General features: G+C 43.8%; 5 protein-coding genes. All 5 read right to left on the bottom strand.

Features of this window, described 5'->3' with window-relative positions; genetic code table 11:
- Positions 1 to 22 precede the first annotated feature (22 nt).
- A complete protein-coding gene (locus DFR58_RS06005) occupies positions 23 to 3,409 on the bottom strand; it encodes a non-ribosomal peptide synthetase (protein WP_114296902.1) in 3,387 nt (1,128 codons plus the stop codon).
- Positions 3,410 to 3,719: 310 nt separating this feature from the next.
- Positions 3,720 to 7,631: an excinuclease ABC subunit UvrA gene (gene uvrA / locus DFR58_RS06000; RefSeq protein ID WP_114296901.1), complete on the bottom strand. Its 3,912-nt coding sequence runs from the start codon at positions 7,629 to 7,631 to the stop codon at positions 3,720 to 3,722.
- Positions 7,632 to 7,771: 140 nt separating this feature from the next.
- Positions 7,772 to 9,391 (bottom strand): PhpK family radical SAM P-methyltransferase, encoded by a 1,620-nt coding sequence (locus tag DFR58_RS05995; RefSeq protein WP_114296900.1) that lies wholly within the window; start codon positions 9,389 to 9,391, stop codon positions 7,772 to 7,774.
- Between the two features lie 98 nt (positions 9,392 to 9,489).
- Positions 9,490 to 20,229, bottom strand: a complete 10,740-nt coding sequence (locus DFR58_RS05990) for a non-ribosomal peptide synthetase (protein WP_114296899.1) — start codon at positions 20,227 to 20,229, stop codon at positions 9,490 to 9,492.
- A 295-nt stretch (positions 20,230 to 20,524) separates the two neighbouring features.
- The gene (locus DFR58_RS05985) at positions 20,525 to 25,213 is read right to left on the bottom strand and encodes a type I polyketide synthase (protein WP_114296898.1); all 4,689 of its coding nucleotides are present in this window, start codon (positions 25,211 to 25,213) and stop codon (positions 20,525 to 20,527) included.
- Positions 25,214 to 25,220 lie beyond the last annotated feature (7 nt).

The following is a 25,220-nucleotide window of genomic DNA, read 5'->3' as shown; positions in this document are numbered from 1 at the left end:
GAAAATTGCATAATTATCTGAACTATATACTCTCCACCTCACCCAGCATTTTTAACAAGTCATCTGTATCTACCATCTTCGCCTGCTCCTGTAATATAACCAGTGCAAGACGCTCAATGGTGGGTGTTTCAAACAAGTCCCGTATAGGCAGTTCAACATGAAATACTTCTCGTATCTTATTTATCACTTGAGGTACAAGAAGAGAATGTCCCCCTAATTCGAAAAAGCTCTCATTTATTCCGATTTCGTCAATGCCCAATACCTCGGCCCATAATTCGGATAACAGCTTTTCTGTTGGTGTTCTGGGTCCTATGAACTCATTATTTGGATCAGGTGTGCTCTCACGGAATTGAGAAAGCGCCTTCCTGTCAATTTTTCCATTAGGGGTAAGTGGAATGGCTTCCAGCGGCACAAAAACTGACGGAACCATATATTCAGGCAGCCGCTCACCTAAAAACGTACGCAATTCTCCTGTTGTCGGTATTTCTCCACCTTTTAATACCATATAAGCTGCCAGTCGTTTATCTCCCGGTTCATCCTCACGAATGATAACTATGCTTTCCATTATTCCTGGATGTTGTCCAAGTACAGTTTCGATTTCTCCCAACTCAATTCTGAAGCCTCGGATTTTCACCTGATTATCACAGCGCCCCATGAATATAATATTGCCATCAGGCAGGAACCTCGCCCTGTCCCCGGTATCGTACATACGGTTGTTGGGCTTATCATTGAAAGGATCATCTACAAACCTTTCAGCCGTAAGCTCCGGCCGATTTGCATAACCGCGTGACAAACATTCTCCACCAATAAAAAGTTTTCCCGCAACCCCTATCGGACATGGATTTAGATATTGGTCAAGAATGTAGTATCTTGCATTTTGTATTGGCTTTCCGTAGGGAATACTCGTCCAGCCCGGATCCACCTGACCAATGCGGTAATAGTTGGACCAGACCACAGCTTCAGTTGCTCCTCCAAGGCTTATTACTTCAGCCTTCGGGAAAACATTTCTTATCAAATCGGGAAGCTGGACCGGAATCCAATCACCGCTCAGGAATACTAATCTAAGGTTATTCACTTCCCATTCCGGCCTGACCGATGACAAAAACGGTACAATCTGCTGTAAGGTAGCCGGAGCCGAATCCCAGAAAGTGATTGGCTTGCTGCACATAATACGGATTAGTTCCTGCGGGTCCCTGACTGCCGTTTCGTCAGGTATCTCAATGGAGCCCCCTGCAGCCAGTATCCCGAAAATATCATAAACCGATAAGTCAAAGCACAAAGAAGTGACAAACAAAAGCCTATCGTTCGGGTTGACCTTGAAGGTACGGTTTACCCATTCAATAAGATTAATTACCGGTCGGTGACATACTTCTACGCCTTTAGGATTGCCCGTTGAGCCTGAGGTATATATGATGTAAGCAAGGTTATCGGCAGTTGCTTTGCTTCCCGGATTTTTGCCACTTTTGCATTGGATTTCCTCCATGCAGTAATCGGTACATACCACTCTTCTGTTGCCTGCCGGAAGTCTGTCCAGTAAGCGTGATTGGGTTATCAGTACTGAGGTATTTGTATCTTCCAGCATGAATGCAAGCCTTTGGGAAGGATATTTGGGGTCCAATGGCAAGTACGCCCCACCTGCTTTAAGTATGCCTAAAAGGCCTACAAGCATATCTAGAGAACGTTCCATACAGATGGCTACCGGTACATTAGGTCCTACTCCCAGTTCCTGCAGATAATGTGCGAGTTGATTTGCCTTTCGGTCCAATTCCCCATAACTCAGTTTTTCATCTCCAAATACCGTTGCAACTGCATCAGGAGCCTCATTTGCCTGCTCTTCAAAAAGCTGGTGAATAAGCTTGTCTTTTGAATATAACGTAGCGGTATCATTCCATTTTGTTAATATTTGATAGCGTTCTTCGTCAGATAATAAAGGTATATCGGAAATGGGACGATCGGGGTTTTGTACGCAATTTTCAAGCAGCCTTTCAAAATAGTGCACAAAATAACGCATGGTATTCCCGCTAAAAAGATCAGTATTATATGCAAGAACACCGCCTAATCCCTCTGAAGTTTCCCACATCTGGAACTCAATATCAAAGCGCACAGGTTCAATATCAAAGGTTAGCGGGCTAATCTTTAAATCTCCGAATTTTTCCTCTTCCATCAAAGGTGTTCCTTGAAGTGTAAAGACCACCTGTGCAAACGGGGTACGATTCAAACTACGTTCGGGTTTTAATCTTTCAACTAGAAGCTCAAAGGGCAAATCCTGATGGTCATAAGCTTCTATTGTCACATCCCTCACACGGCTTATCAATTCCCTAAAGCTCGGGTTTGCGCTTAAATCTGTCCTTAAGACCAACATATTAACAAAGAAGCCTATCAGTCCTTCGATGTCGCTCTTGTTACGGTTTGCAATCGGTGAGCCTATGACTATATCCTGCTGTCCTGAGTAATGGCCCAACAAGGTACTGAATGCTGCCATAAGTACCATGAAGAGCGTTGCTCCCTCCTGTTGGCTCAAAGCCTTCAGTTCTCTTGTCAATTCCTTGGACAATTGCAAGATTTGCCTTGAACCGCGGTATCTGAAATCAGCGGGACGCGGGTAATCGGTAAGCAATTCCAAAGCGCTTGGCGCTCCTTTTAAGCGGTTTTCCCAATATTCCAGCTGTTCTTTAAGGTTATCCCCCTGCAGTTTTTCCCTCTGCCATACTGCAAAGTCAACGTATTGAATCGGCAATTTGGGTAGTGGTGACGGCTTACCATTGCTAAACGCCTCATATAAGGAGGTTATTTCTCTAATTAATATCCGCATTGACCACCCATCCGAAACAATATGGTGCATGGTTAAAAGCAGTATATGTTCTCTTTCATTAAGATAGAGTAGCGTTATACGCATCAATGGCCCTGTGGAAAGGTCAAAAGGCTTCATTGCCTCTTCAACTGCAAGTCTCTGGATTTCACTTTCCGCTTCCTTTGGGGATAAATTGTGCAAGTCAATCACAGGAATATCCATATTCAGTTCGGGTAAAATCACCTGAATAGGCATACCGTCCAAGGTTGCAAAGGTAGTGCGCAATGTCTCATGGCGGTTCACAATTTCATTAATTACTTTCTTTAAAGTACCGGTGTCCGGCAGTCCTTCCAAACGTACAGAAAAGGGAACATTGTAAAATTGGTTACCTGGGGTAAACCGATCCAAAAACCACAGCCTCTGCTGAGCAAAGGATGCAAAGGCATATATCTTTCCTTCCTCCAGAAGCCCGATAATCTCAGTCTTACACTGTACTATCTCATCTTTCATTTCAGACGCAAGGGCATCCTTTGGCGCCCAGTAGCGGAGTTTTCCATCCGCAACCCAAAGCCGTATTCCTTTTTGCAATGTCTCTAAGACAAAACGTAAAGTACTCATATTTTCACTCCCACTTCTTCAGCTTCAAAGAATATTTCAATCTTTTTTATACTACTTCGTAATATTGTATCCCCATCCCGAACCCTTCCCCGATGAAGGGCTGTTTACGGAGGTTAAGTCAAACAAATTTTGACTTAACCTCCTCTTAACCCCTATAAAAATTGAATTAACCGGATAATAAAAAAACTCGCCATCAAGGATTTAATTCCTTGATAGCGATTTATAGTCCAGACCTTATTAAAATTATATTTGGACCTTTGCCCGAAAAATTCTTCAATATCTTTTTAGTTTTTTACATATATTCAGGTCGTCAATTTCTGGAGTAAAGCTGCTTTAAAAACTTGCCCGTATAGCTTTCCTCTACCTCCGAAACTTCTTCAGGAGTTCCCTGGGCTACAATCCTTCCGCCTTCATCTCCGCCATTCGGACCTACATCAATAACCCAGTCGGCCGTTTTTACTACATCGAGGTTATGCTCAATTATAATAATGGTATTCCCCTGGTCCGTGAGTCTGTGGAGTACATTAAGCAGTTTCTGTATATCTGCAAAATGCAAGCCTGTAGTCGGTTCATCAAGAATATATATGGTCTTGCCTGTATCCGGTCGGCACAACTCCTTTGCCAACTTGATACGCTGAGCTTCTCCGCCGCTCAGGCTAACTGCGCTTTGACCGAGCTTGATATAATCAAGTCCTACATCTTGAAGCGTACGCAATATACGAGTGATTTTCGCATTTCCTTCAAAGAGTTCCAAAGCTTGCTGTGCATCCATGTCTAGCACATCGGAAATTGTTTTACCTTTATATTTCACTTCCAGCACCTGCTGGTTATACCTCTGACCGTTGCAATCCTGGCATTTTATCCATGCATCGGGCAAGAAATGAAGCTCTACTTTTTTCATCCCCAATCCTTCACAGGACTCACAACAGCCCTCTTTATTATTAAAACTGAACCAGTCGGCAGAAATTCCTCTTATTTTAGCTTCGTCTGTTGCAGCAAAGACCTTACGGACTTCATCAAACACTTCAATATAAGTTGCCGGGTTTGACCGTGGAGTACGTCCTATGGGAGTCTGATTCACCCTGATAAGCTTATCCAGCAGGGCTATCCCCTCAATTTGCTTATAAGATCCCGGAATGTCCTGGGAGTTATTTAATATTCGGCTTAGTGCAGGTGCAAGCGTCTGAGCTACAAGACTGCTTTTGCCCGAACCACTCACCCCGGTAACACAAGTAAGCATTCCTATAGGAAAACGGGCCGTAACATCCTTTAAATTATTCATTTGTGCACCAATAAGGTTTAGCCATCCTTTCGGCTGGCGTTTCTTAGCTCCTTTGGGAGAAGATATCTTCAATTCACCCTTAAGGTATCTTCCAGTCAGGGAAAGTGGATTTTGCATTAATTCCTGAGGCGTTCCGGTCGCCACCAGTTGTCCCCCCAACACCCCTGCTCCAGGTCCAAGTTCAATCATATAGTCGGCTTCATACATTGTATCTGCATCGTGTTCAACCACCACTACCGTATTTCCCGAATCCTTCAGGTTTTTCATAGTCTCCAGCAGCGGCTTGTGATCGCGGGGATGCAGACCTATGGAAGGTTCATCCAGAACATATAATATTCCTACCAGACCGCACCCTAATTGGGTTGCAAGCCTGATTCTCTGTGCCTCACCGCCCGAGAGAGTTGGGGCAGGACGTTCCAGAGATAGGTAATGCAAGCCTACACGGATCATGAATTGAAGTCGAACTTGGATTTCTTTCAAAAGCTCTCTGGCTACTTGCAGTTTATCTGATTTAAGTATATTGGGAAGATTGCTTATCCATCCGTTTAATCTCGCAATTGACATAGATGCTACTTCCGGATAACGCACATTTCCGATTTCAACATAGCGTGCTTCAGGACATAAGCGCTCACCTTTGCACAACTGGCAGGGCTGTTCGCTCATATACTGGGCATAGGCTTCCCGGTTTTTATCCTGCTTCGTCTGCCGATACAATCGGTTTACCATATTAACCAGTCCTTCCATAGGCCGGTTGATATCCGATGACCTTCCCCCTTTATTCATTTCATGAGTAAAGTGTATGCATTCCTCTCCTGTACCATAAAGCACAGCATCTCGAAACTCTTTGGGAAGTTCTTGCCAGGGCTGTTCCATATCTACTCCAAGTTTTTCAGCAAGAGCAAAAACCTGTCCTGTAACCCAATTTCCGCCTTTCTTTGCCTTTCGCATGTCCCCGTAAATCTGACATGCGCCATCCATCAAGGATAAATGTGGTTTATTTACAATCAGATTGGCATCTATATTGAGCTTTACTCCGAGACCATCACATTCAGGACACATGCCCTCGGGATGATTGTAGCTGAAATATGATGTTTTAAGCTCTGAATAGGTAATATCACAATCAGGACATACATTTTTTTCACTTAAAGTAATATCCTTTTCTCCTTCGAGAGAAACGATTAATGTGCCCTTTCCTGCCTTATAGGCTTTCTTAACCGCATTAACAAGCCTGTCAAGGAATTGAGAATTCCCTCCCTGTACATTTTCCGGAACAGCCATTCGGTCAATCTCCACCTCGATGCTATGTAGCTCCGCTTTATCCAGTGAAGGTATTTCATCCCGCAGATCGTATACTTTCATGTCAATCCGTGCATGTGAATATCCCTGTTTAACGAAGTCACCAAAAAGCTTGCTTTGTTCGCCTTTTGCTCCTTTAGCCACGGGGGCAAATATCCTGAATTCTGTCCCTTTTTTCAGGCTTGACAGCCTGCTTACAACCTGCTGAGAATTATATGGTTCTACAGCTTTACCGCACTGTGGACAGTGGAATGTACCAACTCTTACGAAAAGCACTCTCAGATAATCGTAAATATCCGTTAATGTGCCCACCGTCGAACGCGGATTGCTGCTATTATTTTTCTGTTCAATTGCAATAGTCGGATTCAGCCCTAAAATTTGGTCAAAATCCGGTTTTTCAAACTGCTGCTGGCTGGAACCCGAAAAGCTTCCTACAAAGCGCCTTTGGCCCTCGGCATAAAGTGTATCGAAGGCTATGGAAGATTTCCCGCTTCCACTGACACCTGTAACTACTGTAAACTTAGACCTTGGTATAGTTAGGTTCACATTTTTAAGATTATTCTGTCGGGCGCCTCGAATGACAATATTATTTAAATCCACGGGCTGGCTTTTAACATATGCACCTTGTGAGTCAGCCAGTTCAAGGAGTTCGGACTTTATCCGGTTCTTTATGCCGCTATCGGATTCCGCAGGTTTGGCACGAAATTCATCCAAACGGTTTATATCCGATGTAACAAGGTTATTTGCATCAACTGCTTCCATATCCCCGGTTAAGCCCAACAAACGGAGCTTTGAACGAACAAGGCGGCTGTACGGCATCTCTTCGTATATCTCTCGGATTTTGTCCAGCGAGCTGTCCGCATCGGATGTCAAATCAGCCAGACTTTCCAACCATGCTTTTTCTTCTCTGGTCAGCTTGTTGTCTTCCTTTTGGATCAAATCGCCGAAGAAGTCCCAGGGAAGCAGTTCGATACTATTCAGCGAATCCACATCCCGCAGCAGATTACCGCGTATATAGCGGTTTCCTCCCCATTTCTTGTATCCGAAATCAAGAGGCTTGGCATTACCTTCCCGACAAAGTTTCCACGCATGCCCAGCAAGATAAAAATGCTCATGATATTTCAAATCCGACATATCAAAATCTATGTTATAATGCTCGCGCTGTACGTCATCAATGGACGGATCGACTAAAACCCATTTGGACTTTCCACTATTCCAATACTCAACAATCCAGCGGTCTTCATTTTTCTTTTTATCAAGATATGTAGCAAAACCCACCCTCATTCTTGCTGGAATTCCTTTGCTGCGAAGCATGGAAATCAAAAGAACCGAAAAATGGCGGATGCTTCCCGAAACTCTTTGAGAAGGCTCACGAGCCGAAGTAAGCGGCGAAGCATCAAATTTTTGAATATTATATAGCATGTGGCTTACAGTCCTCATATGGGCTTCTTCTCGCTGTTTAGTACTGAAATTAACTCCATACAGGTCATCATCATTAGGATTGATAACTAGGCCCTGAACAATTCGCACCAGTTCAGGTACAGCCTCTGGGAGTTTATTAAAAAGTCCTGCATATTCTCCGGGGTCTGTAAAGAGACTATGCCTTGAATAGAATTCAAATGCTGTGTCTACAGCTTTCGTCATGCTTGTTTTTCCCTCCTGATACCATAGTTTCCTGAATATTTTAACATATAATTACACATAATTGGAATAAGTTTGATTTAAAAGCCCCGATATATTTTTTCATCTCTAACTGTAGAATATTCATTTACGACTATAAAAATTTATTCGATGCCGCTCCCAAATTGGCAGCTCTTAACGAAATCATCCATAAGTTCGGGTGCTATAGTGTTTCTGCCAGGATTCTTCAACTGGTCTCCAGCAGCCAGTCTGAAGAATCTTAAGAACTCTTTTATCTGCGGAAGTGTCATTCCCCTTCTTTGCAGATAGAAAACGCTCCAAAAAGCAAACCCGTCCAAAGGCAGCCAGTTTGAATTGTGTACCGTCATAAACACCTTTTCCAGCAAGTCGCATGCAGTTTTCCAATCCATTGTATTGTGGGTCCACCGGAAAGCCGAACCTTTTATTCCATATTCCTCTCGCTTTTTATAAATGGGAGTTATAGGGTCGCAATACCATAGCTGGGCATTAAAAAAGTCTGGTTTAGCCTCTTGAATAAGGTTTATTGTGTCCTGCACCGACTCCTCTGTTTCTCCTGGAAATCCAACGATAAAATTGGTATGGGTCACAATTCCAAGTTCTCTAAAGCGGGGTATCATCTCATAAACATCTTTGGGGCGTACACCCTTATTCATGTTTTTCAATACTCTTTCATTTCCCGATTCTACCCCAAGGAATACACCTTCACAGCCTGCTTCCTTCATCAGTTCCAAAGACTCCTCGTCCCGGAAATCACATCGGTAAAAGCAGTTCCATTTAAAGTTATACTTGTTCTTAACCATTGTGCGAAGAAGCTCTTTAAATCTGTCCTTAGGAACATTCAGGGTGTCATCAATAAATGTCAGCATCTTTACCGAGCCTATGTCCCTCAGTGCATTCAAATCCTTCTCTATATGTGCTACATCCAGGAATTTGTATTTGCCTCCACGTTCGTGGAAACCGCAGTATGTACAAGCAAAAGGACAAGACTTTGAAGTCCTCAGCGATACATATTCACCCAGACTCTCTTTAGAGAAAAGCTTATAGTCAACCGGGTTTTCTTCCAATGAATTATTCTCTTCTGAGGCCTTAGTAAATATAAACCCGTTATCACTCTTGTAGTAAATGTTGTCTATCTCGCTGTAGTCCCCATTGTTTTTAACAGCCCTTATGATTTTCTCTAGTGCAGTTTCACCTTCTGTGTTAACAATGTAGAAATCTGCCCCTATAAACTTGAAGACCCTCTGTATCTCAGCCTGAGTAGAACTTCCTCCGGTGCTGTTTAAAATATAAGGACCGCCGATAATTATTTTCGCGCTTTTATTATATTTTTTTATAAACGATATTATCTCCAATATAGGGTGCGGAGTCACATACATGGTCGTAGTGATTGCAATTGTAAGGATTTCTTCATTCAACAGCTTTTCTTTCAGCTTCTCTTTCTCAAACTGAAACAGGTTAATATAGTCAAAAGACAGCCCTCTTCTTGAAAGAAAGGAACCGAGATAAAGAACCACCGGCCACATAAAATCAGCATTATGCAGTGGTTTATAGCTGCCCGGAACTTTATCCTTAAAATGGAAGTGATTTAAAATATCCATACTCCTGTATGGCTTTCCTTCGTGTTCAACAAAATGGAATCTTAAGTCCCTATAATTCCCGTAATCTGTTCCCATAGCCCGTACCATAGTCACATAATCCTGAAAATTCGATACATTATATCCTAATATTAAGCAATCAATCATTTTTTCCTCCTAATACACTACATATATCTTCGATTTTCTATTTATTCTACGGCTGACTCCAATAAATCAGCCGCAAAACAAAGTCGGAGAGGGGTGGCTTAAAGCTCCCCTTCCTCACCTTCAAGCTCTCCGATAATTGAAGCAGCCCCCTCTTTATAAGTGCCTTCATCAATCATTCTTGCTAGATTTTCAATTGTTGGTGCTTCAAAAATACTGCGCAGCGGCAGCTCTATTTGGAAAGCATCACAGACTCGGGATACTATCTGCGTAGCCAGCAGTGAGTGTCCTCCCAGCTCAAAGAAGTTGTTGTTGACACCTATTTTTTCTATCCCGAGGGTTTCAGTCCAAATCTCAACCAATGCCTTTTCGGTTTCAGTCCTGGCATCAGTAAAGTTTTCTGTTTTCAATCCGCTCGGTTCGGGCAGTGCCTTCCAGTCTACCTTACCGTTATGAGTCATTGGAATTTCATCCATTGGCACAAAGGCCGTAGGTATCATGTATTCAGGAAGTTTTTCCTCCAGGTATCTGCGAAGTACGTCCACAGTAATTTCTCTTTCCGGCCTTGCAACTATGTATGCGATAAGCCTTTCGGAAGTTCCAGGTATTTCACCCGATACATTACGCGCCTTCCTATCATCAATAACTACTGCATTCTGTACATCAGGATGCTGCAATAATGCTGCCTCAATTTCACCCAATTCTATACGGTATCCGCGTACCTTTACCTGTTGGTCCAAACGTCCAAGGAATTTCAGACTTCCGTCAGGCAGGTATTTTGCCAAGTCACCGGTTTTGTAAAGCCTTGCCCCATCCTCATTGCTGAAAGGATTTGGAACAAATCTTTCCTCTGTTAATTCAGGTCTATTCAGATAGCCCCTCGCAATTCCCGCACCGCCAATGTATATTTCACCAGCTACACCTATCGGTACAAGTTTCTGATACTTATCCATCAAGTATATCTGAACATTTGATATAGGACGGCCTATTCCCGGTTCTTCCCCGTTGTCACTGAGATGCGACATAGTAGCACAAATTGTACCCTCTGTCGGGCCATACGCATTTATGAATCGGCATTTACCCGCCCATTTTTCTGCTACCGACGCAGAGCATGCTTCACCGGCGGATATGACGGTGTCCAATGCCTCAAGTCCATCCGTCTGCAATACCACCAATGCTGAAGGAGAAAGAGTAATTGTTGTAATTCCGAGGTCGGACATTACTTTATTCAACTGCTGTCCGGGCATCAGCGATTCTCTCTGACCCATAAAGAGTGTCGCACCGCTGATAAGGGTTGTAAATATCTCCGATACCGAAGCATCAAAGCTTAAGGATGCAAATTGTAGAACTCTGCTGCTTGGACTTAAGTTAAATTCCCTTATTTGTGCTTCTGTCAAGTTGCATAGGCCTTTATGTTCTACCATTACACCTTTCGGTTTTCCGGTCGAACCTGATGTATATATAATGTAAGCCAGATTTTGAGGCTTCACTCCGCTGTTAGGGTTTGTAGAAGGCTTAGCAGCCACTAATGCGGAATCTCTGTCAAGGCAAACTACTTCACCTTTATATGCTGACGGAAGCTTTTCCAATAACTGCTGCCCCGTAACAAGTATTGATACCCCGGCGTCCTCAAGCATGAATTCCAGACGTTCGTTTGGATATGCCGGATCAATCGGCAGGTAACATCCTCCAGCCTTTAAGATACCAAGAATACCCACTATGGATTCAATCGAACGCTCTGTGATTATTCCGACTACTTTTTCCGGCCCTACACCCTTTTCCTGCAGCAAATGCGCCAACTGATTGGCTTTTTCATTCAACTGCCTGTAGGTCAGTGTCTTCTCTTCAAAGGCTGCCGCAATGCTGTCTGGGCTTTGTTCTACCCTAGCTTCAAATAACTCATGGATACAATTGCTGCTGGAATATACCCTATCCGTCTTGTTCCATTCCACAAGCAGCTGCTGTTTCTCCGCTTCAGGCATCAGCGGCAATTCTGAAATACATTGTCCCGGATCACGGGTGATTCCTTCCAACAGAATCCTGATGTGCTCTATCAAACGAGTAATTGTTTCATCCTCAAACAAGGCAGTGTTATATTCCATTGTTCCCCTGAGGCCTTGTGAGGTTTCCATAATAGTCAATGTCAGTTCAAATTGCGCTTGCTGACGGTCAATATCAATAGGAGTAAGAGTTATTTCAGGGAATTGGAAGTGCTTTGTAGGCTCTCCCGGTAAGTTCTGCAATGAGAATGCCACTTGGAACAGAGGATTTCTGCTCAAATCCCTTTCGAGATTCATAGCGTCAACCAATACTTCAAACGGCAAATCCTGATTGGCATATGCTCCGAGTGTTACTTCGCGCACCCTTGTAACCAGTTCTTTAAATGACAGTTCACCCGACACATTAGTCCTAAGGGCCAACATGTTTACAAAGAAGCCTACCAATTCTTCAATCTCTCTCCTGCTTCGGCTTGCAATAGGCGAACCGACGATAATATCCTCCTGCCCGGTATACTTGTACAATGCTACATTGAAGGAAGCCAGCAGCGCCATAAATAGGGTTACTCCCTCCTGGCGGCAGAAATCCTTTAATTCATCCACAAGTTCAGTAGGAAGAATAAATGTTTGAATGCTTCCTTCATAGGACTGTACCTTTGGTCTCGGCTTGTCTGTCGGAAGATTCAGTATGCCCGATGCACCCTCAAGCTGCTTCTTCCAGTACCCCAACTGGGTTTCAGTTGTTTCTCCCTGCAGCCATTTTCTTTGCCAGCTTGCAAAGTCTGCATACTGTATTTTAAGCTCCGGCAGAGGTGACGGTTGATTCTCATCAAACGCCTTTGCTATAGATGCCATCTCCTGGATAAATACCCCCATGGACCATGCATCGGATACAATATGATGCATTGACATTACCAAGACATGCTCTTCCTCAGCTGTCTTAAGCAATTGGCACCTTACCAGAGGCCCAACTGCAAGGTCAAAGGATCTATGAGCCTCGCCCTTGGCAATACGCTGTATTTCTGCTTCACGTTCTTCCTCAGTCATGGACTGTAAGTCAGTCAAAGGCAGTGAAACGGTTAATTCCGGCTTGATTATCTGGGTAGCCCTACCTTCAACAGTTATAAATATCGTGCGCAACGATTCGTGTCTTCTGATGATTTCATTAAAGGCCTTTTCCAAGGCTTCAACATTAAGTCTTCCGTTCATTCTTGTAGCCGCAACTACGTTATACGCAGGATTGCCGGGTTCCAGCTTATCCAGGAACCACAGTCTTTGCTGTGCAAAGGAAAGCGGAAGTTCTCCATCACGCGGTATGGGAACAAGAGGCACCGATTTCAGGTCACGTCCTGATTTCATGATATCCTCTATTTTCTCAGCGAGACTTGCAATGGTAAGGGTATCGAAGAGCATTCTCAAAGGAACCTCTACCTGAAGCACCTGCTGCATACGCGATACGACCTGCATAGCAAGCAGTGATTGTCCTCCCAGTTCAAAGAAGTTATCATTTACGCCTACTTTCTTGATACCGATTACATCGCCCCATATTTCAACCAGCATAGTTTCAACCGGGGTCCTAGGAGCCACATATTTGCGGGCTCTGCCAGCCTCTCCTGAGAATTCTTCCGAATCCGGCATTGGCAATGCCTTCCTATCGACTTTTCCATTAGCTGTCAGCGGCAATTCATCAAGGACAACAATAGCAGTCGGTATCATGTAAGGCGGAAGCTTCTGGCTCAGGTATTCCATGAATATATCCATAAGCGAACCTTCCGCTTCCGATTCATCATTGGACATAAAGGACACTTGGTATCCGCTCCAGTCTTTTACAAGAGCCTGATATTTATCCTGGGCTGTGTCAAAACCTCCGCCGATTAGGCAATGCAGGAATACATTGCTTTCTTCAAGCTTGAAAAGTTCCTGCACCCTGTCCAGCTCTACAATACCAATCTGACAAAGTCCTATACCGCAATCCGGTGCTTTTGTCTCCAGGAGCTGTGCCATCAAACCTGCTTCTATATTCAGGAAGCGGTCGCTGAATTCATTTCCGTACATTGGTTCAATAGCTTTCCTTTCTCCGATAAAGAATATTGAGAAAGCTGATTGTTCTATAAATGTTTGTTCATTCTTGGTATGAGGGCTACCGTCAATCTCCTCAAAGGGTTTAATAAGTATCAATTTATGGTCTTTTGAATTGTAATAATAAGCCCCTCCGCTTATTCCCTCAACTCTTCCCGGCTTTATATATAGGTATGCCTGTACAGGATAAAGACCTCCGCCTGAAGAATATTGATATTTCGGGAATGGCAAATCTTCAAATTCCACTTGTAGCAGACTACTCAGCAGCATACTGAATTTTTCCTGCGAAATAGGCTCTTCCAGGAAGTTTCTATGGCTGCGGCGGTCGATATACGAGTTGAGAAACTCCTTGGTCTGCTCGGGTTTTTTCAGTTCAACTGAAGGAGTCTCACTTTCAAACCGGCGTTCCCCATAATGTTTAAGCTTAAACTCCATACGGGCTATAGGGTCGGATATGATATCCTCTGGCAATGTATCGAGGAACATTTGCTCCTTGTCCTGCATTGCTGAAGACTGCTCATTTTCCAGCACCACATATGCAACCAGACGTTTGTCTTCTCCCGGCTCACCAACGGCAGAAACTGCTGAAGCCCTTACTTTGGGATGTTTTGCTATTACAGCTTCAATTTCACCAAGTTCAATTCTTTGACCTCTGATTTTTACCTGGAAATCCGACCTTCCAAGGAACTCTATGTTTCCATCGGGCAGATACCGTCCCATATCTCCCGTCCTATACAAACGTTCGCCCGTCCTTGGGTGCGGAACAAAGCTGGTACTGTTTTTCTCTTCATCACTCCAGTATCCTTTTGCCAATTGTACCCCCGAGCAATACATTTCTCCGGGTACCCATACCGGGCAATCTTCCATCAATTCATTGAATATAAAATATTTTGAATTGGCAATCGGCTTACCGTAAGGTATACTGGTCCAATCCTTATCGATATTGCCGATAGGATACCATATGTTCCATATGGTTGTTTCGGTTGGTCCACCGATACTGAGAATATTGGCATTCTTACCCAATGCTCTGATACGTTCCGGCAGCGTTACAGGTATCCAGTCTCCCCCTAGGATTACTAATCTTAAGGATTCAGGAATCTCCCTGGACTGTTCTTCCGCATAGGTTGCCATCATTTCCATCAAAGCCGGCACAGTATTCCATATAGTTACCTGTTCCTGTTTCAAAAGTTTAAGCCAATGAGCAGGATTAAGTCTGGATTCCTCATCAGGAATAACCAGAGCACCTCCGCAGGATAACATACCGAAAACATCGTACATAGCCAGGTCATGATGAATGGTCGTCAATGCAATAGCCCTGTCGTCCGGGCCTACCTTAAATTCTTTATTTGTATGTAAAACAACATTTACTACGTTGCGGTGAGAAATCATTACACCCTTTGGGAATCCTGAAGAACCTGATGTATACATTACGTATGCCAAATCATCAGGACTTTGTTCTTTTGCTACAGGCTCGTCGCTCCATCCATCGAATGTTTCTTCACCATCAAGTATTATAACCTTCACATTTTCAGGCCAGGTAATAATTCCGTTCAAGTGGGCTTGCGTAAATACAACATCAACTTCGGCATTTTCCAGGAGATACCATATTCTCTCCTTTGGAAGCTCCGAGTCAATAGGCAGGAATGCAGAACCCGACTGCAAAATTCCCATAATGGCTGCAATTTGTTCCCAACCCTTTTCCATAACAACTGCCACTAACTTATTAGGTTTAGCATTTTCTGAAAGCAGCATATGGCTTAACTGGTTGGAATATCTATATAATTCCTGATAGGTCAATGTTTTTTCGCTGGTGATTACAGCCAATTGGTCAGGCCTTTGTGTGACCTGAGCAGCAAAAAGTGAATGCACGAGCTCATCCGACACAGCAGTATCGGTATCATTCACCGAAGCCCTTTGCTTTAGCTGCCACTCGGGAATCATCTGGGCTGTTTTCCCTTTCCATGCAGTTTCACCTTTAGCCAGACTCTTCAACAGCTTGCAGTATGTCCCAAACATATCATCCAGAAAGCCTTTCGGGAATAGTTCTTCTACAGCATCCCAGTTAAAGGTCAGGGCGCCGTCCTTTTCTCCTATCTGGCAATCCAGCCATACCTGAGGAGTCTGTGATATACTGTAAACCACATTACCCAACATGGTAAGAGGTGAATCCCCTTCATTGAATTTTTCCGATGCTCCGGTTCCTGCGTCAATTAGACCTATGGTACTTGTGTATACAATAGGCATTGCTACCTGCGGAGAACCCTTCTGCACCCTTGCAAGTTCACGGAGTATTTCTACACCGCTTACATAACGGTTATTCATATCTTCCCACAGCTGCCGCTGAACACGCATAGCATGTTCCTCAAAGCTTCCCTCGGTAGAATTGTCTACTTCCAGAAGATAGAAGGACGCAAACTCTCCTACAAGATTGCCTACTTGAGGATGCAAAGGCAACCTGTTGAAATGCGGTATATTCAAAGTAAACCGCGGTGATTTGCACCACAGCCTCAAAACCTCTGCAAATGCTGCCAAAACAGCTCCAGCAGGAGTCATTCCAGCCTTTGTCGCTTTTTCCTTAAGACTGTTCCACTCTTCAATACTCAGCTCATCTCCACGACGTACAAACTTTGGCTGTGAAATAGATGTAAAACTCTTTGCCAAAGGAAGGTCAGGGGCTGGTGGAAGGGTTTCCACACGCTTATACCAATAATCCAGTGCCTTTTTATATAGCTCCGTTTCCTTTAAAACCTCCAAGCCTACCACATAATCACGAAATGTAATATCCAGTGGTGCAAGAGGTGCTTCGATGTCCTGATAGACTCTGCATGCCTCTTCGGTCAGAAGTCCCACGCTCCACGCATCGGCAATCAATGCATCTACACTGAGATGAAGGCGCGTAATGTCATTGTCCAGTCTGGTTACCTGAATATCGAAGAGCGGCCATTCATGTGTTGTTAAAACCTGATGGGACATATATTCACGCATACTGTCAAGTTCGGATTGAATAAATTCAGGTTTCTTACCTCTTAAATTCGTCACCTTGATTTCATAGTGGGGAATATCCTTCAAAACTTGCTGATGTCCATCAGTCAACACTATCGTTCTCAATACATCGTGGCGGTTTATCAGCCTTTCCCATGCCTTATCAAATCTTTCAAGATCAAAGTTTGAGATATCAACCTCCTGATAAGTGTGGCATGCAACATTTCCAAGGGCAACCGCATCGCTTCGGCCTACCAGATACGCTTGCTGCAATCCGGTCAGAGGGAAAGGCTTGTGCAGGTTTTCAAGGTCAGGAGTTATTTTCGGCAGTTCGTCCGCCGTATTCAATGACTTCTCCCGGTTTTCCGGATTCTCCTGATTTTCAATTATTTTGAGAGCAAGTGCTTCCACTGTAGGAGTTTCAAAGAACAACTGTATGGGCAGCTCCACATGGAACTTCTGATAAATCTGTGTGAGCACCTGGGCAGCAATAATGGAGTCTCCTCCAAGGTCAAAGAAATTATCTAATACACCTACCTCGTCAACATCCAGCTCACGGGCAACGATAGCTGCCAGTTCTTTTTCAATCTCGTTGCGAGGCTCTACATAGGTTTTCTCAGTTTTATTTTCCCCGTATCCCGGAACAGATAAGGCCTTCCTGTCAATCTTCCCATTCATGGTAACCGGCAAAGCTTCCAAGGTGATTATAGGGGCCGGAATCATATATTCCGGCAGCTTATCTTTCATGAAACGCTGCAGTCCATTTTCATCCAGAATTTGTCCAGCCTCAGGCACAACATAACCGGTCAAGCGTCTTGTACCATTAGCTTCATCCACCACCACAGCTACTCCGGCCTTAACTGCCGGATACTGCATAAGCACTGCTTCAATCTCTTCCAATTCTATTCTGTGTCCGCGAATTTTAACTTGATAATCTTCCCTGCCTAAAAACTCAATGTTTCCGTCAGGCAGATATCTCCCCAAGTCTCCTGTTTTGTAAAGCCTTTCACCTGTTTTAGGATGGATGATAAATCTGTCCGCGGTTTTTTCATTATCTCTCCAATAGCCCTTAGCTAATCCGATACCGCCAATATAAAGGCTTCCCGGAACCCATACCGGACGCTGCTCCAGCATATTGTCCAGTACATGCATGCTCTGGTTAACCATAGCCTTTCCGTAAGGTATACTTGTCCATGAAGGGCTTACCTCGTCAATGGGGTATATAATGGACCAGATAGATGCTTCTGTAGCTCCACCAAGACTTATTACCTTAACCCCATCTATTAAGGATTTTATCCTTCCCGGGAGTGTAACCGGAATCCAGTCACCGCTTAGCATCATAAGGCGCAAACTGCACTGCAGTTTGTCCATGCGGCCTTCTACATAGTTTACCAGCATTTCCATAAAGGCCGGAACGGTATTCCATACCGTAATATTTTCCCGTTGTATCAAATCTAACCATTGATACGGTTCCCGGCTTAACTTTGCATCCGGGTACACAACGGTTCCGCCTGCCGCCAGAATTCCAAAAACATCATATACAGAAAGGTCAAAGCTTAGTGACGAAATAGCTAAAACGCGGTCGGACGGTTTTATATCAAATCTCTGATTTATATCTAAAATAGTGTTTACTGCACCTATATGGTCAATCATTACGCCTTTAGGATTACCGGTAGAGCCTGAGGTATAGATTACATAAGCTAGGTCTTCGGGACTTTGAACAACCTCCAGGGGCTCATTGCTCATCTTTTCCATCTCACTGCTTCCAACTACCAGCCGCTTTATTCCATCTGGCCATATAATACGTCCATCTGTCACAGGCTGAGTAACAGCCAACTCAACCTCACCATTTTTCAGCATGTACTCTACTCTGTCCTGAGGCATGTCGGATGCTATAGGAAGATAAGCCGCACCCGCTTGAAGTATCCCAAGCACCGCAACCGTCTGTTCCCATCCTTTTTCCATGAATACGGCAACCAACTTGCTTTGCCCGGCACCCTTTTCTTTAAGCCAGCGTCCTACTTGATTTGCCTTACTGTATAATTCTTTGTATGTCAGCACAGCACCAGAAGATACAATTGCTGTCTGTTCTGGCTGTAAGGATGCCCGTCGTGTAAACAATGTATGCAGCATTTCCCCTGTCGCATGCTTGACTGCCGAAGAATTATCATTTTCAGGCAAGAGCTGTGATACATAGCTGTAAATAAGTTGACGGGAATTCTTTTGCCATGCACCGCTATCATTTGCCAAAGTATGAAGCACATCGGTGTAAGCCTTAAACATACTGTCTAAAAGCCCTTCTGGGAAGAGGTCTTCAACAGCATCCCAGTTATAGAAAAGAGCTCCGCCTCTTTCAGCTACCTGATGGTCCAGCCAAATCTGAGGCGTTTGGCTTATGCCGTAGATTTCCTTTCCAAGTCCAACAACTTCCACCAATTCTGTGGAATCTTCCTGAGCTTCATTGTTTTTCTGATCGATAAATACCGATTCATCGGTATTTTCAAGCTCGCTTGTGAAAACAACCGTCATGGTATCCATTTGCGCTCCGCGCATTTTGGCCATTTCTCTCATTACACGAACTCCACTGACATATCGGTGGTCCATATCCTCCCACAAACGTTCCTGAAGTCTGCGTGCCTGCTCTTCAAAGGTTCCCTGTCCTCCGTTTTCTACTGCCAGAAAAATCAGAGACGAAAAGTCACCGATAATATCATTAATTTGCGGATGCAGCGGCAGTCTGTTAAAGAGTGTAAGGTTCATTGTGAAATCCTGGTTTTTACTCCATACCGCAAGCACCTGTGCAAATGCGTTCATTATTACTGCCGATAAGGTTAATCCCGATTTGGATGCATATTGTTTTATTGATTTCCATGTCTTTTGGTCCAATCTACCCTTCCGTCTGACAAAATTCGGGTGGGTAAGCGTACTCGGATGACGGCTTAACGGCAGCTGCGGAGCAGGCGGCAATGTGGGCAGCCTTTTCCTCCAGTACTCTAAAGAATTCTGAAAAACTTCCGATTTTTGCAGTTCTGCTTCAGCCAGTACACAATCCCTGAATGAAAGCTCCAGAGGAGGCAGTTCCACCAAAGGATTCTGGTAGACCTGTGCAAATTCTTTTATTAGTATTTGGCAGCTGTGACCATCGGCAATCATTAAATCGATACTTATATGCAGCCTTACCACGTTGTCATCCAAAAGAGAAACCTTCAAATCGAATAATGGCCATTTATCACAGGGAAGTACCTGATGAGAGAGTGTGTCTCGGATTTTTTGAAGCCTGATATTTACTTCATCAGCCTCCATTCCGGACAAATCAAGAACCTCCATTTTGTATGCAGGAACCTCTTTTAAAATCTGCTGCTGACCATCAGGCCTTACGACCGCACGCAGCATTTCATGACGCTGTATCAGCTTTTGCCATGCCTTTTCAAGGCGTTCCGGCTCCAATCCTACATCCTCAAACTCAACATAAAGATGGGTAGCAACATTTCCTAACTCAAAGTTTCCTGTACGTCCGATCCAGTTTGCCTGCTGGACATCGGTAAGCAGGAACGGCTGGTATTTATCCTCCGGTACAGGTACTATCGGAGGCAATTGGATTGTGCCTTTGCTCTCCTTTAAGAATTTTATTATGTCCTCTTTCTGCAACATAATCTCGTCTCTAAGATCTGGAGTCAATACGCCCATGGGAGCGTGAAAACGCAGCCTGCCGCCATCGACTTCGAGCTTTACATTAAGACTTCTCAAGCGTGATAATAGCTCAATAACTGTTGTGGTAATCATCTTTTCCCTCCTGAAGATTTTTACAGCTGTGAATATAAGGCACGTTTCAACAATAACTTCCCGTAATTTTCCTCCAAAAATCCTTTGTTTCCAGATAAATTGCGAAAATGATTTCACAAGGAATCAATTGGATTTTCGCAATAATACTTAAGGTAATATAAGCGCACAAAAGGATAAATGAAAAAACTTTTGTGCGTTATATATAGATATTTTGTTTTCAAAAACGGGAAGTAATGTTTAAGCCGTCCATTAGCACAACCGGGAATTATATTAAATACCAATTTGGTAATTATCCCTAAATTTCGACCGTCTCCCAGCACATTTCGGAATTTTCAGCCTCGTCTGTTCCGGAAGTCATTTGATATTCCCCTGCAAGCCACTTTACCGTATCTACGTAGTTTGCAAGGAAAGCTACTGTCGGTTGTTTAGCTAAATTAGCCATTGAAATGTCCACATTGAATATCTTGCGGATTTGAAAAATAACTCTTACGGCAAGTAAGGAGTTTCCTCCCAGTTCAAAGAAATCATCTTCTATGCCTATATTTTTAATTCCCAAAGCCTGCTGCCAAACCTCCGCTATTTCAAGCTCGGTCTTTGTACGGGGAGCTATAAATCCGGTCCGTAAATCCGGCCGTTCATATAGCATAATATTGTCCTTGTATAATGTATCATGGAATTCGAGGGTTCTTTGGCAGGCTTCCTCAATCCTGTCCGGCAAATCTAACGTTGAAACGGTTATTTGACCTCCGATACCTGATGCTAGAATCCGGTTCAATACTTGCTCTTTTTCATCCTGAGAAAGAGCTAAAGCTGCCAGCTCTGTTTTAATTTCGGTATTTTGAACTTCCTCACGCTTCTGCCATGCATCCCAATTTATACTTATCCAACGTAAGCTGCCTATCCGGTTCTGCTCTTTGGAAAAGGCATCAAGGAAGTGGTCTGCCGCAGCGTAGGTTAAGAAGCCCATCCCTCCCAGAATTGTCGATAAGGAAGAGCTTAAAAGGCAAAAATCAGGCTTTTGCGAAAGCAAAAGTTTCTGTATGCAATACAAGCCGTATATTTTTTTTCGGAAGTGGGATTTAATATCATCCAATTCCACCATTGCAGCCAATTGAAATAAGGTTTCATCCTCTGTCCCTGCAGCATGAATGAAACCGTTAACAGGACCGAACTTTTCAATTCCTCGGGCAATTACGTCCTTCATTTGCTCCGGTTCGGCAATATCCGCTTCTATTAACATTACTTCCGCACCAAGTTCTTCAAGGTGCTTTATCATTTTTATATTTTTCTCCTGATTACTCAGTTCTTCACGCTGTTTGTCTCCAATGGAATATGCATCGCCAGCACCTGGCAGGATAAGCTTTCCTTTGACCCTTTTGGCTAGGAATTCGCATATGGCAAATCCGATATTACCCAGCGCGCCAGTAATGAGGTACACTCCGCCATTACGAAGTTTTCCTTCTTTGTTTATTGGTTCCTGGAGCTTGACCTGTTCAAAGGTCTGTACCCAACGGTATCTCCCCCTGTATGTCACAACTGGTTCAACGTTTTTTAGTGCAAATTCCTTCATTATCAGGTCTATATATGCTTTTTCCAAACTATCCGGAACAACATCAATTATTCTGCAGGTGATATGGGGATATTCCTGTGGGGTCACCCTGGTAAAGGCCTCCATACAAGTCTTTTCAGGATTCAGCTCCTCTTCACCCGTTATCTCATATAGACCATTTGTCATAATGACAATTTCCAATGGCTGATTAATACCTTTTCGCTCCATGCTTTGCAGCATTTCAAACAGGCTGTAAAGTCCCAGTGCCTGAGTCTCTTCGAATAATTCTTTATCATAAACTGTAGAAATATTTTTATTTATACTCCAGAGATGAAGGATTCTTTTCGGTACTCTGCCCGTTTCTGCAAGCTCCCCGAACAAAAGGTCATAGTCCTTACTCTGCTTATGATTCACAGTGTATACATTGCCGGAGGCTCTGGAAAAAGCTTTGTCTGCCTCTACAATTACAACATCCTGCCCATCTTGTACCAGACGATTGATAATTTTATCTCCTATTTCTCCTGTGCCCTTTAATACCATACAGCAGTATTTTTCATCAGCCTGCTGCACACTGAATCCTTCTACATCGGGCAGCACTGAACGTTTCCAAGAAGGATGGTAAAACCAATCCGCAATCTCGTTCTTCCTTCCCGGCAAGGCTGAAGGTACCTTGGTATTTTCACCGGGTTCAACCCAATAGGGCTTATACTCAAAGGGATACGTCGGAAGTGGAATCCGAAGCCGCCTTTCCTCTGAGTAAAACTTCTGCCAGTCTACCTGTATTCCAAGCAGCCACAACTTGCCAATGGCACTTAACAGCTGCTGCATATCGGACTGCAAGTCGAAGTAGCTCCGTAGAGTAGAGGCTACCCTTTCGGCTCTGCCTTTACTTGCCGGATGCTGTACCGATACGGTACTTAACATATGCCCCGGTCCGACCTCCAATAATGCCCGGTTTGGGTCTTTCCAAAGCTCACAAATGCCATCGGAGAAACGAACAGGCTGACGTAAATGACTGACCCAATATTCGGTGCTTGCCGCCTGTCCGGGTTCAATCCACGTACCTGTTACATTTGAGATATAAGGAATTTTTGGCGGCTGGAGTTTTATATTACTGATAATACCTGCAAAGCTTTCCATAACAGGTTCCATCATTTCAGAATGGAAAGCATGGGTAGCCTGAACTCGACGGCATGCAATCGCCTTTGATAAAAGCAAGCTTTCCATCTTGTTGACAGCTTCTATCCCTCCTGCAATTACACACGATGCAGGTCCGTTTATAATTGAAATGGAAACGCCCTTTACCAAATATGTCTTTAGTTCCTGTTCGGGCAGCATAACGGCTAACATGGAGCCTCCAGGCAATTCTTCAATCATTTTGCCCCTAATGCTGACCACCTTTAATGCATCCTCAAGTGAAAATACTTCCGCCAGGCAGGCCGCTACATATTCTCCGATGCTGTGTCCTATCATTGCCTGTGGGTAAATCCCCCACTCCATCAGCATCCGGGCTAAAGAGTACTCTATAATAAAAATAGCCGGGTATCCCAGCGATGGTCTGTCCAGTCTTTCGGCTACTTCATCCTTAACCTCATTTCCCCGGTTGAGTAGTTTTCGGAAATCAGTCCTTGACGCTCCGGGTTGGGATACGCTATCCGATTTCTGCTCAGCTTTGTTTACCTGTATCTCTTTTGGGAAAAGTATTTCACGCAAATCAACCTTTACAGTTTCTTTTAATATTTCCATACAGCGGTCGGCATATTTTCGGAATACCGGTTCATCCCTGTATAGTTCCTTTGCCATTCCCGGGTATTGTTCACCAAGCCCCGGAAACATAAATGCAAGTGAAGGATTTCCTTCATAATATCCTGTCAGCACGCGTCTGGAATCCTTTTTTTCAATGGCATCCAATGCATCTTCCCAGCTGCTGCAAATTATCGCTCTGCGATAACTGAAAGGCTGTCGGCCTATCTGCAAAGTATATGCGGCATCTGCCAGATTTACCGTAGGATTTTCATTTAAATAAGTAGAAATATTGTCAGTCGCATTTTCAAGTGCCACCGCAGTCTTCGCAGACAGGACAAGCATCTGTACTGCCCTTGAGATTCCCGAAGGTCTGACCTTTGGAGCCTCTTCCAATATAATATGGACATTGGTCCCGCCCATTCCGAATGAACTGACCCCTGCCCTCCTTGGAATACCATCGGTGTTCCATTCCTTCAGTTCGCTATTGACATAAAAAGGGCTGTTTTCAAAGTCAATTTGCGGATTTGGCTCTGTAAAATGCAAGCTGGGAGGAATTTTTTTATTTTTAAGTGCCAATACGGTTTTTATAAACCCTGCCATTCCTGAAGCTGTTGAAAGATGTCCGAAATTCGTTTTTACCGAACCTATGGCACAGAATCTGCCTTTTTTAGCATTACATCGGAAACCCTGTGTCAGGGCTGTAATTTCAATGGGGTCTCCCATTTCAGTCCCAGTTCCATGGGTTTCCACATAAGTCACTGTTTCAGGACTTATACCCGCCACACTTATTGCTTCTCTTATAACCGAAGCCTGCCCTGTTACACTGGGTGCAGTGTAACCTACCTTCAAAGCTCCGTCATTGTTAATAGCAGAGCCTCGTATTACTGCATGAATATTGTCCCCGTCCTTAAGTGCATCTTCCAGCTTCTTTAAAAGGACAATGCCAATACCATCACCGAAAAGTGTTCCCTGGGATTTGGCATCAAAAGCTCTGCAATGTCCGTCAGGAGAAACAATGCTCCCGTCTTCATAAAGATAGCCTGCCTTTTGAGGAACTCCTATTGATACGGCACCTGCAAGAGCCATATCACATTCCCCGCTTAAAAGGCTTTCTACGGCTTGATGTATTGCTACCAATGATGTGGAACATGCCGTCTGGACCGATATGCTTGGGCCACGGAGGTTAAGCTTGTATGAAACACGTGTGCTTAGGTAATCCTTATCATTCATTTTGCTCTGGATTACACCTACCGAAGTTATCATGTCACTATTAGACAATAGATTATTGAGCAGGTATGTATTTGTATCCGACCCTGCATAGACACCGATTCTTCCGTCAAACCTTTCAGGGTCATAACCTGCGTTTTCCATAAGCTGCCACGAGCTTTCCAGGAATATGCGCTGCTGCGGGTCCAGCATAACAGCTTCCCTTGGGTTCAATTTAAAAAACGGAGCATCAAGATTTTCAATACCTTCAATAATTGGTCTTGCTTTAACATAATTCGGATTTTCAATAAAAGAGGTATCAACCCCGGAATCTTTCAGTTCTTCATCTGAAAAAAAAGTTATGGATTCAATACCTTCACATAAATTTTTCCAGTACTCATCAATATTTTTAGCTCCCGGAAAACGGCAAACCATACCAATTATCGCTATCTGATCAAGCTGTTCATCCATATCTTCTTTCATCTATCAA

It is taken from the genome of Anaerobacterium chartisolvens (assembly GCF_003337415.1).
In the GTDB taxonomy this organism is placed as follows: Bacteria; Bacillota; Clostridia; order Acetivibrionales; family DSM-27016; genus Anaerobacterium; species Anaerobacterium chartisolvens.
Note: the sequence above shows the minus strand (reverse complement) of the source record. Positions and strands in the feature narration are given on the sequence as shown.

Excerpts from the sequence above, each read along its gene's own strand:
- DFR58_RS06005 (WP_114296902.1), bottom strand. The coding sequence starts at position 3,409 with ATGAGTACTTTACGTTTTGTCTTAGAGACATTGCAAAAAGGAATACGG.
- uvrA (WP_114296901.1), bottom strand. The coding sequence starts at position 7,631 with ATGACGAAAGCTGTAGACACAGCATTTGAATTCTATTCAAGGCATAGT.
- DFR58_RS05995 (WP_114296900.1), bottom strand. The coding sequence starts at position 9,391 with ATGATTGATTGCTTAATATTAGGATATAATGTATCGAATTTTCAGGAT.
- DFR58_RS05990 (WP_114296899.1), bottom strand. The coding sequence starts at position 20,229 with ATGATTACCACAACAGTTATTGAGCTATTATCACGCTTGAGAAGTCTT.
- DFR58_RS05985 (WP_114296898.1), bottom strand. The coding sequence starts at position 25,213 with ATGAAAGAAGATATGGATGAACAGCTTGATCAGATAGCGATAATTGGT.